Below are 16,359 nucleotides of genomic sequence, written 5' to 3' on the forward strand. Positions count from 1 at the left end.
TCCCACTGCCTGGCTCCCGATCGTTCGTTCGTGCACCGCTCGCGTCAGGTGTCAGTCTGCCGAGGACACGGCGTCGTTCGCAGCCGCCTCCGGGTTTCCGCCCGACTCGCCGCCCGCGCGCCGCCGCCTGCGGCGCCTCGCGGGACGCTCGCCGTTCTCGCCCGGCGCGCTCTCCGCCACTGCCTCGGGGGCCTGAGCTGCGGTTTCGCCCGTGACCGGTGCGCCGCCGCGGCTGCGCCGCCTGCGGGGACGGCGCTGGCCGTCCTCCTCACCCGGTTCGGCGGTCTTCGTCGCGGGGGTGCTCGACGTGCTCGCCTGCTGCTCGGTGCCCGCGGACGAACCGCCGGAGCGCGTCGTGCGGCTGCGGCTCCGCTTGCGCGCGCCGCCCTTCTTGTCGCCCTTGAGGTCTTCCTCGGGCTCCGAGTCCAGACCGGTGCGGGTCCGCTGGCCCAGCGGCAGCCTGCCCGTCGAACTCGGCGGGATGTCCAGGTCCGTGAACAGGTGGTCCGACGTCGAGTACGTCTCCACCGGCTCCGGCTTGCCGAGGTTCAGCGCGTCGCTGATCGACTTCCAGCGCGGCTCCTCGTCCCAGTCGACGAACGTGACCGCGACGCCCGTGCGGCCCGCGCGACCCGTGCGGCCGATGCGGTGCACGTAGGTCTTCTCGTCCTCGGGGCACTGGTAGTTGACGACGTGCGTCACGCCCGCCACGTCGATGCCGCGCGCGGCGACGTCCGTCGCGACCAGCACGTCCACCTTGCCCGCGCGGAACGCGCGCAGCGCCTGCTCACGGGCGCCCTGACCGAGGTCGCCGTGCACCGCCGCCGCGGCGAAACCGCGCTCGGCGAGGTCGTCGGAGATCTTCTGCGCGGTCCGCTTGGTGCGCGTGAAGATCATCGAGAGGCCGCGGTCCTTCGCCTGGAGCAGGCGGGCCAGCAGCTCCACCTTGTCCAGCGCGTGCGCGCGGTAGACGAACTGCTCCGTGCGCTCGTGGATCGCGCTGGCGTCGTTCTCCTCGGCCCTGATGTGCGTGGGCTGGGTGAGGAACGTGCGCGCGAGCGTGATGATCGGGCCCGGCATGGTCGCCGAGAACAGCATCGTCTGGCGCTCGTCCGGGACCATGCGCAGCACGCGCTCGATGTCGGGCAGGAAGCCCAGGTCGAGCATCTCGTCCGCCTCGTCCAGGACGAGGTTGCGGACCTTCCCGAGCACCAGGTGGCGCTGCTCGGCCAGGTCGAGCAGGCGGCCGGGCGTGCCGACGACCACGTCGACGCCCTTGCGCAGCGCCGCGATCTGGGGCTCGTAGGGACGGCCGCCGTAGATCGCCAGGACGGTGATGTCGAGGTACTTCGCGGCTTCGGTCAGGTCGCGGGTGACCTGGAGGCACAGCTCGCGGGTCGGGACCACCACGAGCGCCTGGGGCGTGCCGTCGCCGGGGGAGACGATGCGCTGGAGCAGCGGGATGCCGAAGCCCAGCGTCTTGCCGGTGCCCGTGCGGGCCTGGCCGATGACGTCGTCACCCGCCAGCGCGAGCGGGAGGGTCAGCTCCTGGATCGCGAACGTGCGTTCGATGCCCGCCTCGCCGAGCGCGCGCACGATCTCCTCGCGCACCCCCAGCTCGGCGAACGTCGGGGCGGTGTTCTCGACGGGCGCGTTGGCCATCAGCGGCTGCGAGGTGTCCTCGTCGGGGACACCGGCCTCGCTGTGCTCCAGTGCCACCGGGTCGAGATTGGTCAGGTCTTCATCGCTAGCGGTCAGGGTGATCGCCTCTCTCATACCAGCGCGCACGGGCCCTGGACGGGCCTCTCGACCGCACCACCGCCAGCGGGCCGGATCGGGAGTGGCCGGGCGTGGAGCGGGAGGGCCAGCGAGGTTTGTGCGCGCACCCTCACGTGGCGGCACCATGCCGCCGTGATCTGCAACCGCGGCTCCTCCACTGCCGCGAGCCCGTCGGCAGGCATGCCGACCTGGGCCGCGCAGCGTCGACCGCCGGGCGTCAAAGAGCGAGTCTACCCGCCGGGCACGTCGTTCGGGGTTTCCACGCGACTTCGACCACCGACCGAGACCTGCCGGTCACCGCCGCGCAACACCGCGCCCGACTAGGCTCGGACCCATGAGCGAGGCGGAGACGGCCGGGGTCGTCGAGGGCGGAAGCGTTGAGGAAGGTGTCGTCGACCTGCTCGGCGCGCTCGCGTACGGCGAGCTGTCGGCGTTCGACCGGCTGGCGGAAGATGCCCGCACAGCACCGACTCTGGCGGGCAGGGCCGACCTCTCGGCGATGGCGGCGGCCGAGATCGGCCACTACGCGCAGCTGGAGCGCTACCTCGCCGAGCGCGGTGTGGTGATCGAGGACGTGATGCGCCCGTTCGTCGCCGGCTTCGACAACTTCCACGCGTCCACGGCCCCCCGGTCGTGGCACGAGTCACTGGTCAAGGCCTACGTCGGCGACGGTCTGGCCGCCGATTTCTACCGCGAGATCGCCGAGTGGCTCGACGAGGGCACCAAGGCGCTGGTGCTCGCCGTGCTCGACGACACGGGCCACTCCGCGTTCGCCGAGCGCGAAGTCCGCGCCGCCTGCGCGGCCGACCCGAAGCTGAAGGACCGGCTCACGCTCTGGGGCCGCAGGCTGCTCGGAGAGGCGTTGACGCAGGCCCAGTACGTGGTGGCCGAACGCGACGGGCTCGCCGAGCTGATCATCCGAGGATCGGGCGACCTCGCGGGCATCGCCGGCCTGTTCCGGCGGCTCCAGCAGAGCCACACGCGGCGCATGGGGAACCTCGGGCTCGGCTAGGGTTGATGTCGGTCATGGTCGCCGGTTAGCCGGTTGAGCGTCGAATCTTTGTGCACGGAGGTCAGCGTGGAGGTCAGGGTCGGCATCGCGGACAGCCCGCGGGAGCTCGTCGTGTCCAGCGGTCTCACCCCTGACGAGGTTGAGTCGCTGGTCGCCGTCGCGTTCAAGGAGCAGAGCGGCCAGCTCGTGCTGGTGGACCAGAAGGGTGCCCGGTTCGTGGTGCCCACGACGCGCATCTCCTACGTCGAGATCGGGCCCAGCGACACGCGTCGGGTCGGGTTCGCTTCGGGGGACTAGGCTTTTCCTGCACAAGGGATCACCTGATCGGGTGGTCCCTTGTGGCATTTGTGGGGTGTGTTGCCAGTTGTCCGCCCGTGCCGTTGTGGTGTGGCCGGTTCGGCTCGGGGTCCCTCGATCGGGCTTGCGGGCAGGGGCGGTGGCCTGCCCGATCAACAAGGGTGAGGGGCGAATCCCCTGGTAAAACCGGTCACGCTTGCGTTGGGCACGGTCAGGTTGGTTGGGGTCCTCACCTTTGGAGGACCTCTGTCAGTCGTCTGTCAGTCGACCTTGAACGGTGGGGTGCTGGTGCCGCTCACCCGGTAGCGGTGCCACGGGTCCGGGTCGGTCAGGGCACCCTGCGCCTCGCCCGTCGGGGTGCGCAGCAGGGCCGTTCTGGTGCCCGATTCGGCGAGGGTGGTCACCTGGGCGTTCGCGGCTATCCGGCCGTACCAGTGGTAGCGGCCGTCGATCGGCTGGAAGAAGCCCCTCAGGTCCACGTCCACCTCGATCGTCTGGCCGTCCGCCAGCAGTTCCGCCCTGCCGGTGTAGCCCTCTTCGTCGGCGCTCACGCTTCCTCCGAGTTGATCAGGCGCAAGGTCGGTCCGGTGGTGAAGACGCTGCCCGGCAGGGGCGTGTCCGGGTCGACGGTGATGTTCGCCGAGCGGAGCAGGCCGTCGATGGCGTGCCAGATGATGGTGGCCAGGTACTCGCTGAGGCTCTGCCTGCTCATCGACTGGCGGTCCAGCCACCAGTCGCCCGCGTTCTGGACCATGCCGACCAGCGCGTGCGCCCACGGTTCCGCGCCGCCGGAGTCCATGTCGAACGCGCGCAGGTAGTCGCCGAGGATGCGGGCCAGGTTCGCGGCGATCAGGGCCTTGTCCTCGTGGACGACGTCCTGCTCCACCGGGCGGTCGGTGAACGAGCCGCGCACGACGAAGCGGTAGAGGTTGGGGTTCTCCTCGATGACGCACAGGTAGGCGTCGACGATGCCGCGGATCCGGTCGCGGATCGGGCCGTCCTTCTCGATGGCCGGGCCGAGGCGGTCCATGAGCATGTCGGTGCCGCGACGGCCGACGGCGAGGTAGAGGTCGGACTTGTCGGCGAAGTGCCGGTAGAGGACGGGCTTGCTGACGCCCGCCTCGGTCGCGATCTCGTCCATGCCCACGTCGGGACCGTGCTTGGCGACCGCCCTGATCGTCGCCTCGACGAACTCCGCACGCCTGGCCTCGCGGTGCCCCTTCCACCGTTCGCGGCGTGCGTCCGAACCACCCTTGACAGTGCGAGCCATGTGACGCACGCTACCAGAAGTAACCGTTACCTCAAGTAACACTTACTCCATGCGGAGGACCTGATGACGAGGCCCTTGAAGGTCGCCGATCGCGAGAAGACCGCGGAACGGCTGCTCAACTCCTCGGCAGACAAGTTCTACGACCCCGACGTGGACATCGACTGGGCCGCGCCGCTGGTCGACGGCCTGCGGTACACGCCGGAGCACCGCTGCTCGCTCTACGGCACGCCGCTGTGGGACCGGATGAGCGAGGACCAGCGCGTCGAGCTGAGCAAGCACGAGATCGCGAGCATCGCGAGCGTCGGGCTGTGGTTCGAGGTGCTCCTGATGCAGATGCTGCTCAAGGAGGTCTACCGGTCGGACCCGACGACGATGCACGTCCAGTACGCGCTGACCGAGATCGCCGACGAGTGCCGCCACTCGACGATGTTCGCGCGCATGGTGGACCGGATCGGGTGCCCGCCCTACGGGCCTCCCGCCCACGTGCACCGCCTGGGGCGGCTGCTGCCGGTCATCGGGTACGGGCCCGCCCTGTACGGGTCGATCCTGGTCGCCGAGGAGGTGCTCGACCGGTTGCAGCGCGAGACGATGGCCGACGAGACGGTGCAGCCGCTGGTGCGGATGGTGAACCGGATCCACGTGCTGGAGGAGGCGCGGCACGTGCGGTTCGCGCGGGAGGAGGTGGTGCGGGGGATGGCGTCGGTGTCGAAGGCGGAGCTGCCGTACCAGCGGTGGCTGCTGGCCACCGTGGCCATGTTCATCACCCGCAGCATCATCAACCCGAAGGCCTACGCCGCCGTCGGGCTGGACGTGGACGAGGCGCACCGGGCCGCGCTGGGGAACCCGGCCTGGCAGGAGACGATCAGGTGGTCGGGGGAGCGGATCATGAAGTTCCTGGACGAGGTAGGGCTCGTGGGGAAGCCGGGGATGCGCGCGTGGCGACGCTCGTTCCTGCTGCCGTGAGGGTCTCGGACGGAACCACGTTGAACGTGGTGGTGAGCGGCCCGCCGTCCGACGTGACGGTGGTGCTGCTGCACGGGTGGACGCTGGACCTGACGTCGTGGGACCGGGTCGCGGACGCTCTGCCGGGGCGGGTGCTGCGGTACGACCACCGCGGGCACGGCGCGTCCGGCGGTGGGACGGTGCGGACGCTCGACCAGCTCGCCGACGACCTGGCCGAGGTGCTGGAGGCGTGCGCGCCGGACGGTGAACTCGTCCTGGTCGGGCACTCGATGGGCGGCATGACGATGATGGCGCTCGCCGAGCGGCACCCCGCGGTGTACGACCGGGTGCGCGGCGCGGTGTTCGTGGCGACGTCCAGCGGTGGGCTGCCGCCGGTGCGGGCCGCGGAGAGGGTGCTGGGGCGGTGGCTGGGCCGCCGGGCGGTGCTGGGGTTCGCGCGCGTGATGCCGGTGGGGCTGCGGTGGATGCTGTTCGGGCGGCGGGCCTCGTGGAAGGACGTGGTGGCCGCGTCGAGGATGATCGCGCGGTGTGCCGGGGGCGCTTTCGTGGACTTCCGGAACGAGGTGGCCGCGCACGACCGGGGCAAGGCGTTGGCGGAGCTGGCCAGGGTGCCCGCTGTTGTGCTGGCGGGTGGGGCGGATTTGCTGACCCCGGTTCGGCATGCCCGTGTTGTCGCCGGGGAGTTGCCGCAGGCTGAGTTGGTCGTTCTCCCAGGAGCTGGGCACATGTTGCCCATGGAGAGGGCGGGGGAGGTGGGGGAGCGGATTCGGCGGTTTTTGTGAGGGGGCTTGGGGCTCCGGGTTGCTGCTGGGCCCGTCGGATCCGGCTGCTGGTTCTGTCGGATCGGGTAGCCGCTGGTTCCAGGGGATCGGGTGGCTGCCGGTTCCAGGGGATCGGGTGGCTGCTGGTCCTCGGGGACCGGGTGGCCACTGCTCCAGGGCGCTCGTCCTGGGTTTGTGGTGGGTCCGGCTTTCGTGGCGAGAGGGTCGCAGGCTGTTGCCTGCGACCCTCTCGTTGTTCGTTCTTCTTCAGTGCTGGAGGGGGAAGCCGCCGCCGATGCCTCGCCAGGCGAGGTTCGAGATGAGGTTCACCGCTTCTTCCTTCGGGACCTTGCGGTTGTCCGCCAGCCAGGCCCTCGCGGTTACCTGGCTCAGGCCCACCAGGCCCGTCGCCAGCAGTCTCGCCCGCGCTTCGTCCAGGCCCGCGTCCGCCGTGATGGTCTCGGTGATGGCGTCCACGCTGTCCGTGGTGGCTCGCTCCACCGCTTTGGCCACCGCCGGTTCGCCGCGGAGGTCCGATTCGAAGACCATGCGGAACGCCTGGCCCTCGCCGTCCACGAAGTCGTAGAACGCGGCCACCGCCGCGTGCACGCGGAGCTTGTTGTCCGTGCTGGACCCGATGGCGCCGCGGACCCTGGCCACGAGTTCGTCCACGTGGGAGTCGAGGAGCGCCATGTACAGCTCCAGCTTCCCCGGAAAGTGTTGGTACAGAACGGGTTTGCTGACGCCCGCGCGTTCGGCGATCTCGTCCATCGCGGCGGCGTGGTAGCCGTTCGTCACGAACACGTCCTGCGCCGCGGTGAGCAGTTGGGCGCGGCGCGCGGTGCGCGGGAGCCGCACTCCGCGTCCGGCCGGGGTGCTGCTCTGGTGCCCAACCGCAGTCTGGGCCGTCTCCGTCATCGTGCCTCCAGCCAGGTCATCGCAGAGCCTGCGAGGAGTGTGCCCCCCGCTGCCCGACGGCAACCTTACTCGCTGGTAGCCCTCTTTCGTGAACGGTCCTTCCCCCGATCTCGTCCGGCGAGCGGCTGACCAGGCATCCTGGAGTGATGACCGACATGTTGGAGACGGCACGGCCCGCCCTCACCCGTGTGCCGCTGTCCACCTCGCCGCTGCCGCCGCTCGACACGAGCGTCCGGCCGTACCCCGGTGAGTACGTGACGGCTCGCGAGCACCGGCTGTTCGTGCGCCGCACGCCCGGCGACCCGGCGGCCACCGCCGTCTACGTGCACGGGCTCGGCGGGTCCTCGACGAACTGGACGGACCTGTCGACGCAGCTCGCCGGGTACGCCGACGGGTACTCGCCCGACCTGCCCGGCTTCGGCCGGTCGGAGCCGGAGGCCGGGTACGACTACAGCATGGTCAGCCACGCCCGGACGATGATCGACTACATCGAGTCGCTCGACCGGGGCGCGGTGCACCTGGCCGGGAACTCCATGGGCGGCACCGTGTCCCTCATCGTGGCCGCCGTGCGGCCCGACCTGGTGCGGACGCTGACGCTCGTGTCGCCCGCCATGCCGGACCTGCGGCCCAGCCTGCGCCGGGTGTCCGACCCGCGGCTGCCGCTCACGGTGCTGCCGTTCATCGGGCGGTCCATGCAGCGCAGCCTGGACGCGCTCGGCGCGCGCGTGCGGACCGAGCAGGTGATGCGGCTCGTCTTCGCCGAGCCGGACGTGGTGCCGGAGCACCGGATCGTGGAGAGCATGGAGGAGGCCGCCGAGATGGGCGGGCAGCCGTGGGTGAACGCGGCGCTGAACGGGAGCACGCTGTCGCTGGTACGGCTGTGGGTGTCGGCCGGGCAGCGGTCGATGTGGCGGCTCGCCCGGCTGGTGCGGGCGCCGTCGCTGGTGGTGTGGGGTGCCGAAGACCGGTTGATCAGCGTCCGGCGGGCGCCGCGGACGGCCCGGTCGCTGCCGCGCGGCAGGCTGCTCGTGCTGCCGAACACCGGTCACGTGGCCCAGATGGAGCGGCCCAGGTCCGTCGCGCGTGCGGTGCTCGGCATGTGGGAGTCGGTGCGGGAGGGGACGTGGTGACGGTGTGCAGGCCACTGAACGGGCGATGTGGGACCCTGACGCGGTGAACCGGACGACACAGGGAGGCCGTGGCCCATCGGGCGAGCGACACCCGTCCGCGGACGGCCGGTCCTCGGCCCCGCCGACGTCGGAGGAGCGCTACCGCCGTGGCGCGCGCCGGACCAGCGCGGAGCCGCTGGCCGCCTCGTGGGAGCCGGACCCGGCGGAGGCCGAGGAGTACCGGCCGCGCAGGCGCCGCACGGGCGTCGCGGGCCTGGTGTCGAACTACGGCTGGCGCGTCTACGCGATCCCCGTGCTGCTCGTGCTGACGCTGCTGGTCGTGCTGGACAGCGCGGTGCCCGCCTCGTTCCAGATCGGCGCCGCGGGCCTGGGTGGCGGCGCTGACGAGGACGGTGGCGGTGGTGGCACCGAGCCCCGTTCCGACCTGACGTCGACGAACCAGGGGCCGCCCGCGGCGTCCGAGACGCCGCCGCCGAAGCTGGACCTGAACATCCCGACCGCCGTGCTGCCCGACGGCCCCGCGTACTCCGAGAACGGCGCGGGCACCTGGCAGGTCATCCCCGGCACGACCGACGTGGTCGGCCAGGGCAAGGTCTACACCTACGCCATCGCCATCGAGGACGGCGTCGAGCCCGCCGACTACGGCGGCGACAAGGACGCGTTCGCGCGGACCATCGCGTCGTTCCTCTCCGACAACCGGAGCTGGGTCGGCACCGGCGAGGTCGGGATGCAGCGCGTCGACGGCACCACGAAGGCCGACTTCACGATCAGCCTGACGAGCACGAACACGACCCACCAGATCTGCGGCTTCCAGATCCAGTACGAGTCGTCGTGCTGGGACCCGAACATCAAGCGGGTCATCATCAACAACGCCCGCTGGCTGCGCGGCGCGAAGGCGTTCAGCAACGACATCTCGTCCTACCGCCAGTACGCCATCAACCACGAGGTCGGCCACGCGCTCGGCCACGGCCACGAGGCGTGCCAGGAGGCCGGGGCGCCCGCGCCGGTGATGATGCAGCAGACGTTCGGCGTGTCCAACGACTACGTGGCCCAGCTCAACGAGGTCGACGAGAGCAACAAGGGCCGCGTCCCGGCGGACGGCAAGACCTGCACGACGAACGCGTTCCCGGTCGCGCCCAAGTAGCGACGTCCACCGGTTGGGACGACTTCCCATCCGGGAAGACGAACGGGCAGTCTGGTGTTGTCCGATTTACGAGGACATGTTTCGTCGAGGAGGACAGATGGCGCTTCCGCCGCTCGTGGAGCCCGCAGCGGAGCTGACCAAGGAAGAAGTCGCCCGGTACAGCCGGCACCTGATCATCCCGGACGTCGGGGTGGACGGGCAGAAGCGCCTGAAGAACGCGAAGGTGCTGGTCGTCGGCGCGGGTGGCCTTGGCAGTCCCGCTCTGCTCTACCTGGCCGCGGCCGGTGTGGGCACGTTGGGCGTTGTCGACTTCGACATCGTCGACGAGTCGAACCTGCAGCGCCAGGTCATCCACGGTCAGTCCGACGTGGGCAAGCCCAAGGCCGAGTCCGCTCGCGACTCCGTGGCCGAGATCAACCCGTTCGTGAAGGTCAACCTGCACCAGGTGCACCTGAACTCGGAGAACGCGCTCGACATCTTCCGCGACTACGACCTGATCCTGGACGGCACGGACAACTTCGCCACCAGGTACCTGGTCAACGACGCCGCGGTGCTGCTGGGCAAGCCCTACGTGTGGGGCTCGATCTTCCGCTTCGAGGGCCAGGTCAGCGTCTTCTGGGACGACGCCCCCGGCGGCCAGGGCCTGAACTACCGCGACCTCTACCCCGAGCCGCCACCGCCGGGCATGGTCCCGTCGTGCGCCGAGGGCGGCGTGCTGGGCGTGCTGTGCGCGTCCATCGGGTCGATCATGGTGACCGAGGCGATCAAGCTGCTCACCGGCATCGGCGACCCGCTGCTCGGGCGGCTCATGGTCTACGACGCGCTCGACATGACCTACCGGACCATCAAGATCCGGAAGGACCCGGAGAGCCCGAAGATCACCGAGCTGATCGACTACGACGCGTTCTGCGGTGTCGTCTCGACGGACGCGCAGGAGGCGGCGGCGGGCAGCACCATCACGCCGCTGGAGCTCAAGCACAAGCAGGACGCGGGCGAGAACTTCCTGCTCGTGGACGTGCGCGAGCCGCACGAGTTCGAGATCGTCCGCATCCCCGGCTCGGTCCTGATCCCGAAGGACCGGATCCTGTCCGGCGAGGCGTTCGCCGAGCTGCCGCAGGACAAGCAGATCGTGCTGCACTGCAAGTCGGGTGCGCGGTCCGCGGAGGCCCTGGCCGCACTGCACAAGGCGGGCTTCTCCGACGCCGTGCACGTGGGCGGCGGCGTGCTCTCGTGGGCCCGCGAGGTCGACCCGAGCCTGCCGACCTACTAGGTCGCGGACCGACCGCCGAAGAGGCCGCTCCCCGTGAGGGGGGCGGCCTCTTCTGATGATCGTCGAATTCATCGACAGCGCATTCGACGGTGTCAATTGTGAATTCGACGGGATCACCCGCACGTCGGCCCCGGAACTGTCGAACGATCTCGAACCGGAACAGGTCGAGGCTCGGGTGGAATTGGTGGAGCCTTTCCCCTGATCGCGATTTCCGCGCACTGGTGGGGCGCCGCGCGAGCGGTGCCGCGGCGACCGGCCGTGGGGGGCGACCTCAGGGGTGTCGCCCTCCACGGCCGGTCAGGTCGTCAGCCCGCGAGCGCCAGTGCGAGCGACGGGTCGAAGATCGTCGTCGTCCAGACGTCGGACTTCGTCGACGCGAGACCGTTGGCCCACAGGGAGTTCACCCTGGAGACCTCGGCGGAGTTCGGCACGGCGACCGTGCACGACGGGCCGGGGCCACCGCCGGACATCAGCTCGGAGCAGGGGCCCGAGTAGTGGTCCGGCAGCCCGAGCGCGTGGCCCGTCTCGTGGGCCGCGATGCGGGTGGGGTTGTACACCCGTGCCTGGCTGTAGTCGATGAAGATGTACCCGCGGCCGTGGCCGTTGGTGCTGGCGTAGGACCCGCGCGAGTCGTTGCCCTCGCGGTAGGTCAGGGTGGCGGCCGAGGCGTTCTCGACCAGCTTCACGTTGGTCACGCGCGCGTTCCAGTTGGCCGCGCCCTGCCGGATCACGCTCCGGAACGTGGGTGCGCTGGCGGTGCTGTAGTACACGGTGACCGCTGCCGCGCTGGGCGGCGCGGGCTGTGCGGAGGCCTGCACGGCGCTGAACGGGGTCAGGACGGCAGCCGCTGTCAGGGCGGCGGTCAGAAATGCTTTCTTGAACACAGGGTGTCTCCTCGCAAACAGGGAAAACGCAGGGAAGCCGCGAGGCTCAATTCCAAAGTAGGGGTCCTGGCAGATCCGGCAACCCGTCAAAAGGAGGAACCGCTGGGCGGCCCGCCGGCCGCTCAGGGGATTGACATTCCTCGATCAGGAAAATTCGGACACGACCGCGTCCGCGGGGATACGGTTCCCCCGTGGCGCCCAACCTGTCGCGGTTCCGCTCGACCTACGAACGCCTGCTGGACCGGCTCGCGCACTGGACGGTCTACCCGCTCGAACGCCTCAACGACCGGCTGGACGAGGTGGCGCGCGCCCGCGAGGACGGCGACCTGTCGCCGGTCGCGCTCGTCTCGTGGTGCGTGGTGAGCGGGTTCGGACTCGTCGCGATGGCGGTGCTGTTCACCCGCGGGTGATGTGGCACGCACCGTGACGGCCGCCTACCTCCACCACCTGAACGGCGGAGGCAGGTAGCGTGCCGAACCGTGACCCCAACTCCGGAGCCGCCCCCGTCGCACGTGCGTGCGGCCTTCGGCGCGAGAGACGCCGAGCCGGAGTTGATCGACGGCGGGCCAGTGTGGCGCTGCGGTGAGGCGGCGATCCGCCCGGCGGCCAACCCGGCCGAAGCCACCTGGGTGGCGAAGACCCTCGACGCGCTGTCGGTTCCCGACCTGCGGATCGGCCGCCCGCTGCGCTCGACCGACGGCCGGTACGTCGTCGGCGGCTGGGCGGCGACGAAGCACCTCTCCGGGCGGGCCGAGCCGCGCCACGACGAGGTGATCGCCGTGGCGGAACGCCTGCACCACGCGACCGCCGAACTGCCGAAACCGCGGTTCCTCGGCTCGCGGACGGGCCTGTTCGCCGTCGCGGACCGGTGCGCGTGGGGCGAGGAGAAGCCGGACCTCGACCCGGACCTCGGCGGCCGGATGTTCGAGGTGCTGGCCGTGTCGCGCAAGCCGGTGGCGACGAAGCCGCAGGTCGTGCACGGCGACCTGTTCGGCAACGTGCTGTTCTCCGGCTCGCAGCCGCCCGCGATCATCGACTTCGCCGCGTACTGGCGTCCGGCGGGCTGGGCGGCGGCCGTGGTGGTCGTCGACGCGCTGGCCTGGGGCGGAGCGGACCGGGGCATCGTGGAGCGCTGGGGCCACCTGCCGGACTGGCCGCAGGTGCTGCTGCGGGCGACGCTGTTCCGGCTGGCCGTGCACGCGCTGCACCCCAGGTCGAGCCGCCAGTCGCTCGGCGGGCTGGACCGGGCGGTGCACCTGGTGTCCGAGGTCCTCTAGCCTCACCGCGCCCCGGTGGGGCTAGAGCAGGCAAGTTCCCCTCCGCGAAACACGCTGCCTTCCAGCGTTAACAGGCCCTTCCTAGCGTCGGTCGGGTGACCGACACCCACTGCCCGTACTGCGCGCTCCAGTGCGCGATGACGCTGACGGACGGCGCGGTGTCGCCGCGGGAGTTCCCGACGAACCGCGGTGGCCTGTGCCAGAAGGGCTGGACGTCGGCCGCGCTGCTCACGTCGCCAGCCCGGCTGACGACGCCGCTGGTCCGACGGTGCGGCGTGCTGGAGCCCGCGAGCTGGGACGAGGCGCTCGACCTCGTGGCGGCGAGGCTCGGCGAGCTGCGGGCCGAGCACGGGCCGGACTCGGTCGGCGTGTTCGGCGGCGGAGGCCTGACGAACGAGAAGGCGTACGCGCTGGGCAAGTTCGCGCGGGTCGCCCTGGCCACCTCGCAGGTCGACTACAACGGCCGGTTCTGCATGTCGAGCGCCGCCGCGGGCGGGATGCGGGCGTTCGGGCTGGACCGCGGGATGCCGTTCCCGGTCGAGGACCTGGGCGGGGCCGACACGATCCTGCTGGTCGGGTCGAACCCGGCGGAGACCATGCCGCCGTTCCTCCAGCACCTGCGCCGGTCGAACCTGGTGGTCGTCGACCCCCGCCGCTCCGCCACCGCCGAGCTGGCGACGCTGCACCTGCGGCCCGCGCCCGGCACCGACCTGGCGCTGGCGCTGGGGCTGCTGCACGTCGTGGTCGCCGACGGCCACCTGGACAAGGACTACCTGGCCGAGCGCACGACCGGGTTCGAGGAGGCCTGGCGGGTCGTGGCGGGCTGGTGGCCGGAACGGGTCGAGCGCGTCACCGGGGTGTCGGTCGCCGACCAGCGCGCGGCCGTGCAGCTGCTGGCCGACGCCGACAACGCCTACGTCCTCACCGGGCGCGGCACCGAGCAGCACGCCAGCGGCTCGGACGCCGTGTCGGCGTGGATCAACCTCGCCCTCGCGCTGGGCCTGCCGGGCACCCGCGGCTCCGGCTACGGGTGCCTGACCGGCCAGGGCAACGGCCAGGGCGGGCGCGAGCACGGCCAGAAGGCCGACCAGCTGCCCGGCTACCGCAAGATCGACGACCCGGCGGCCCGCGCGCACGTCGGCGGCGTGTGGGGGATCGACCCCGACGACCTGCCGGGGCCCGGCCGGTCCGCCTACGAGCTGCTGGACGCGCTCGGCACGCCGACCGGGCCGAAGGCACTGCTGGTGTTCGGCAGCAACGTCGTGGTGTCCGCGCCGCGTTCCGACCACGTGGCCGACCGCCTGGCCGACCTGGACCTGCTGGTCGTGGCCGACCTCGTGCTGTCCGAGACCGCCGCGCTGGCCGACGTGGTGTTCCCGGTCACGCAGTGGGCCGAGGAGAGCGGCACGATGACCAACCTCGAAGGCCGGATCCTGCTGCGGCAGCGGGCCGTCGAGCCGCCGGAGGGCGTGCGCAGCGACCTGGACGTGCTGCGGGGCCTGGCGATCCGGCTCGGCCAGCCGGAGGACCGGTTCCCGGTCGAGCCGGAGGACGTGTTCACCGAGCTGCGCGCGGCCTCCGCGGGCGGCGCGGCCGACTACTCCGGCGCCACCTACGACCGGCTGGCGAGCGGGGAGGCCCTGTACTGGCCGGTGGTCGGCCCCGGCAGCTCGCCGCGGGTGTTCCTCGACCGCTTCGCCCACCCCGACGGGCTGGCCCGGTTCATCCCGGTCGACCACCGGGGGCCCGCCGAGCCGACGGACGCCGAGTACCCCGTGCAGCTCACGACCGGGCGGGTGCTCCAGCACTACCAGTCCGGCGCGCAGACCCGGAACGTGCCGGAGCTGAACGACGCCGTGCCCGAGGCGTACGTGGAGGTGCACCCGGACACCGCCGCCCGCGCCGGGCTCGCCGAGGGCGCGCTCGCCGCCGTGGTCTCCCGCCGCGGCCGGATGGAGGCGCGGGTCCGGTGCGTGGCCTCGATGCGGATCGACCTGCTGTTCCTGCCGTTCCACTTCGCGGGCAGGGGGCGGGCGAACCTGCTGACCAACCCGGCGCTGGACCCGACCAGCCGGATGCCCGAGTTCAAGGTGTGCGCCGTCCGATTGGAGCCAGCGTGAGACGAGTCGTGGTGGTCGGCTACGGCATGGCCGGGGCGAGGTTCGCCGACGAGGTGCTGCGCCGTGATCCGACGGTGGAGCTGACCGTGCTCGGCGAGGAGCGGCACCCGGCCTACAACCGGGTGCTGCTGTCGAGCGTCGTCGCGGGGTCGATGACGCCGGACTCCGTGCGGTTGCACGGGAAGGACTGGGCCGCCGAGCACGGCGTGGACCTGCGGCTGGGGGTGTCGGTCACCGCGATCGACCGCGCCCGGCGGGTGGTCGTGGCCGACGACGAGGAGATCCCCTACGACGCGCTGGTGCTCGCCACCGGCGCGCGCTCGTGGATCCCGCCCACGGAGGGGCTCCGGGAGCCGGACGGCTCGCTGGCGCCCGGTGTGGTGTCGTTCCGGTCGCTGGACGACTGCGAGCAGATCATCGCCGCCGCCCGCCCCGGCACGCCCGTCGCCGTGCTGGGCGGCGGGCTGCTCGGCCTGGAGGCCGCGCGGGGACTGGCCGGGCGGGGGTGCCTGGTCACCGTCGTGCACCCGGTGGGGCACCTGATGGAGCGGCAGCTCGACGCGGGCGCGGGCCGGGTGCTCGCCCGGTCGTTGGAGGAGCTGGGCATCGAGTTCCGGCTGGGCGCGCTGGCGGTGAAGTACCTGGCGGGCGACGGGCTCGCGCTCGACGACGGCAGCCGGGTGCCCGCCGAGCTGGTGGTCGTGTCGGCCGGGGTCCGGGCGGTCACGGAGATCGCCGTCGACGCCGGGATCGCCGTCGACAAGGGCGTTCTCGTGGACGACGCCCTGCGCACCGACGACCCGCGCGTGCACGCCATCGGCGACTGCGCCCAGCACGTCGGCACGGTCTCCGGACTCGTGCAGCCCGCGTGGGAGCAGGCCGCCGTGCTCGCCGACCGGCTGACCGGCGTCGCACCCGCCGCCCGCTACCGCGGCACGACCGTCGTGACCAGGCTGAAGGCCCGCGACATCGACCTGGCGGCGCTGGGTGACGTGCACGTGGACCTCGACTGCCCGGACCACGAGGTGCTGTCGTTCCAGGACCCCGCCCGCGGCCGGTACGCGAAACTCGTGCTGCGCGACGACTTCGTGACCGGCGCGATCCTGATCGGCGCGCCCGACGCCGCAGCGGCGATCACCCAGCTGTACGACCGGGGGTTGGCGGCACCCACGGACCGGTTGGCGTTGCTGCTGGGGAGGGCGTTGACGCCCGAGGTGGCCGGCAGCCCGGCGGACCTGCCCGCGTCCGCCGTGATGTGCAAGTGCAACACCGTCAGCAAGGGCCAGTTGGTCACCGCGTACCGGGGTGGCGCCACGTCCGTGTCGTCGTTGGTGGACGCCACCAGGGCGACCACGGGGTGCGGGGGCTGCAAGGACGCGGTCTGCGGACTCGTCGACTGGCTCAACCGTGCTGATGGCCGCTCCTCCGGGGACGTCGGTTCGGCCGCCTGAAGTCGGCGGTTCGACCGTGGTTCCTCCGGCGTCGGGGACGTCGTCGCCGACGCCGGAGGAACGACGACCGACCTGCCGACGCG

General features: G+C 71.6%; 17 protein-coding genes. 12 read left to right on the forward strand and 5 right to left on the reverse strand.

The genetic code is table 11. The features are described from left to right. Positions 1 to 51 precede the first annotated feature (51 nt). Positions 52 to 1,776 (reverse strand): DEAD/DEAH box helicase, encoded by a 1,725-nt coding sequence (locus tag VFZ92_RS34070; RefSeq protein WP_330880626.1) that lies wholly within the window; start codon positions 1,774 to 1,776, stop codon positions 52 to 54. 337 nt (positions 1,777 to 2,113) lie between these two features. Here VFZ92_RS34070 and VFZ92_RS34075 point away from each other — a divergent pair, with 337 nt between their 5' ends. Next, entirely contained in the window at positions 2,114 to 2,791 is a 678-nt protein-coding gene (locus VFZ92_RS34075; protein WP_330880628.1) for a ferritin-like fold-containing protein, read from the forward strand. 66 nt (positions 2,792 to 2,857) lie between these two features. Beyond that, positions 2,858 to 3,088, forward strand: a complete 231-nt coding sequence (locus VFZ92_RS34080) for a DUF3107 domain-containing protein (protein WP_330880630.1) — start codon at positions 2,858 to 2,860, stop codon at positions 3,086 to 3,088. 260 nt (positions 3,089 to 3,348) lie between these two features. Here VFZ92_RS34080 and VFZ92_RS34085 read toward each other — a convergent pair whose 3' ends face one another. Then, positions 3,349 to 3,639 (reverse strand): DUF4873 domain-containing protein, encoded by a 291-nt coding sequence (locus VFZ92_RS34085; RefSeq protein WP_330880632.1) that lies wholly within the window; start codon positions 3,637 to 3,639, stop codon positions 3,349 to 3,351. Beyond that, positions 3,636 to 4,358 (reverse strand): TetR/AcrR family transcriptional regulator, encoded by a 723-nt coding sequence (locus tag VFZ92_RS34090; RefSeq protein ID WP_330880634.1) that lies wholly within the window; start codon positions 4,356 to 4,358, stop codon positions 3,636 to 3,638. Before VFZ92_RS34090 ends, VFZ92_RS34085 begins: the two co-directional genes overlap by 4 nt. A 63-nt stretch (positions 4,359 to 4,421) precedes the next feature. On the opposite strand from VFZ92_RS34090, the gene VFZ92_RS34095 reads away from it, so the two are divergent. Then, entirely contained in the window at positions 4,422 to 5,321 is a 900-nt protein-coding gene (locus VFZ92_RS34095) for a diiron oxygenase (protein ID WP_330880636.1), read from the forward strand. 26 nt (positions 5,322 to 5,347) lie between these two features. Further along, entirely contained in the window at positions 5,348 to 6,103 is a 756-nt protein-coding gene (locus VFZ92_RS34100; protein ID WP_330880703.1) for an alpha/beta hydrolase, read from the forward strand. 246 nt (positions 6,104 to 6,349) lie between these two features. On the opposite strand, the gene VFZ92_RS34105 is transcribed toward VFZ92_RS34100, so the two are convergent. After that, positions 6,350 to 7,000, reverse strand: coding sequence for a TetR/AcrR family transcriptional regulator (locus VFZ92_RS34105; RefSeq protein WP_330880638.1), 651 nt, complete (start codon positions 6,998 to 7,000; stop codon positions 6,350 to 6,352). Positions 7,001 to 7,146: 146 nt separating this feature from the next. On the opposite strand from VFZ92_RS34105, the gene VFZ92_RS34110 reads away from it, so the two are divergent. The 4 genes from VFZ92_RS34110 to VFZ92_RS34125 all read left to right on the forward strand — a co-directional run bounded on the left by VFZ92_RS34110 (position 7,147) and on the right by VFZ92_RS34125 (position 10,746). Then, positions 7,147 to 8,130 carry an alpha/beta hydrolase gene (locus tag VFZ92_RS34110; RefSeq protein ID WP_330880640.1) on the forward strand — a complete coding sequence of 328 codons (984 nt, stop codon included), beginning with the start codon at positions 7,147 to 7,149 and terminating at the stop codon, positions 8,128 to 8,130. A gap of 43 nt (positions 8,131 to 8,173) precedes the next feature. Beyond that, the gene (locus VFZ92_RS34115) at positions 8,174 to 9,274 is read left to right on the forward strand and encodes a DUF3152 domain-containing protein (protein ID WP_330880642.1); all 1,101 of its coding nucleotides are present in this window, start codon (positions 8,174 to 8,176) and stop codon (positions 9,272 to 9,274) included. Positions 9,275 to 9,371: 97 nt separating this feature from the next. After that, complete coding sequence (gene moeZ / locus VFZ92_RS34120; RefSeq protein ID WP_330880644.1) at positions 9,372 to 10,544, forward strand: adenylyltransferase/sulfurtransferase MoeZ; 1,173 nt, start codon at positions 9,372 to 9,374, stop codon at positions 10,542 to 10,544. A 55-nt stretch (positions 10,545 to 10,599) separates the two neighbouring features. Continuing rightward, positions 10,600 to 10,746 (forward strand): hypothetical protein, encoded by a 147-nt coding sequence (locus VFZ92_RS34125; RefSeq protein ID WP_330880647.1) that lies wholly within the window; start codon positions 10,600 to 10,602, stop codon positions 10,744 to 10,746. A gap of 103 nt (positions 10,747 to 10,849) precedes the next feature. Here the strand turns inward: VFZ92_RS34125 and VFZ92_RS34130 are convergent, their stop codons facing one another. After that, positions 10,850 to 11,428, reverse strand: coding sequence for a snapalysin family zinc-dependent metalloprotease (locus VFZ92_RS34130; RefSeq protein WP_414720093.1), 579 nt, complete (start codon positions 11,426 to 11,428; stop codon positions 10,850 to 10,852). A 191-nt stretch (positions 11,429 to 11,619) separates the two neighbouring features. Here VFZ92_RS34130 and VFZ92_RS34135 point away from each other — a divergent pair, with 191 nt between their 5' ends. The 4 genes from VFZ92_RS34135 to VFZ92_RS34150 all read left to right on the forward strand — a co-directional run bounded on the left by VFZ92_RS34135 (position 11,620) and on the right by VFZ92_RS34150 (position 16,276). Then, the gene (locus tag VFZ92_RS34135; RefSeq protein ID WP_330880649.1) at positions 11,620 to 11,838 is read left to right on the forward strand and encodes a hypothetical protein; all 219 of its coding nucleotides are present in this window, start codon (positions 11,620 to 11,622) and stop codon (positions 11,836 to 11,838) included. A 69-nt stretch (positions 11,839 to 11,907) separates the two neighbouring features. Further along, positions 11,908 to 12,705 carry a TIGR02569 family protein gene (locus tag VFZ92_RS34140; RefSeq protein ID WP_330880651.1) on the forward strand — a complete coding sequence of 266 codons (798 nt, stop codon included), beginning with the start codon at positions 11,908 to 11,910 and terminating at the stop codon, positions 12,703 to 12,705. A gap of 137 nt (positions 12,706 to 12,842) precedes the next feature. Next, positions 12,843 to 14,825 (forward strand): molybdopterin oxidoreductase family protein, encoded by a 1,983-nt coding sequence (locus VFZ92_RS34145; protein WP_330880707.1) that lies wholly within the window; start codon positions 12,843 to 12,845, stop codon positions 14,823 to 14,825. Continuing rightward, positions 14,822 to 16,276 (forward strand): FAD-dependent oxidoreductase, encoded by a 1,455-nt coding sequence (locus VFZ92_RS34150; protein WP_330880653.1) that lies wholly within the window; start codon positions 14,822 to 14,824, stop codon positions 16,274 to 16,276. The genes VFZ92_RS34145 and VFZ92_RS34150 overlap by 4 nt, the downstream gene beginning before the upstream one ends. Positions 16,277 to 16,359 lie beyond the last annotated feature (83 nt).

The organism is Umezawaea sp., from assembly GCF_036375055.1.
Taxonomy (GTDB): domain Bacteria; phylum Actinomycetota; class Actinomycetes; order Mycobacteriales; family Pseudonocardiaceae; genus Umezawaea.

Coding starts and splice junctions, on each gene's coding strand:
- VFZ92_RS34125 (WP_330880647.1), top strand. CDS start 10,600: ATGATCGTCGAATTCATCGACAGCGCATTCGACGGTGTCAATTGTGAA.
- VFZ92_RS34070 (WP_330880626.1), bottom strand. CDS start 1,776: ATGAGAGAGGCGATCACCCTGACCGCTAGCGATGAAGACCTGACCAAT.
- VFZ92_RS34075 (WP_330880628.1), top strand. CDS start 2,114: ATGAGCGAGGCGGAGACGGCCGGGGTCGTCGAGGGCGGAAGCGTTGAG.
- VFZ92_RS34090 (WP_330880634.1), bottom strand. CDS start 4,358: ATGGCTCGCACTGTCAAGGGTGGTTCGGACGCACGCCGCGAACGGTGG.
- VFZ92_RS34145 (WP_330880707.1), top strand. CDS start 12,843: ATGACGCTGACGGACGGCGCGGTGTCGCCGCGGGAGTTCCCGACGAAC.
- VFZ92_RS34110 (WP_330880640.1), top strand. CDS start 7,147: ATGACCGACATGTTGGAGACGGCACGGCCCGCCCTCACCCGTGTGCCG.
- VFZ92_RS34095 (WP_330880636.1), top strand. CDS start 4,422: ATGACGAGGCCCTTGAAGGTCGCCGATCGCGAGAAGACCGCGGAACGG.
- moeZ (WP_330880644.1), top strand. CDS start 9,372: ATGGCGCTTCCGCCGCTCGTGGAGCCCGCAGCGGAGCTGACCAAGGAA.
- VFZ92_RS34105 (WP_330880638.1), bottom strand. CDS start 7,000: ATGACGGAGACGGCCCAGACTGCGGTTGGGCACCAGAGCAGCACCCCG.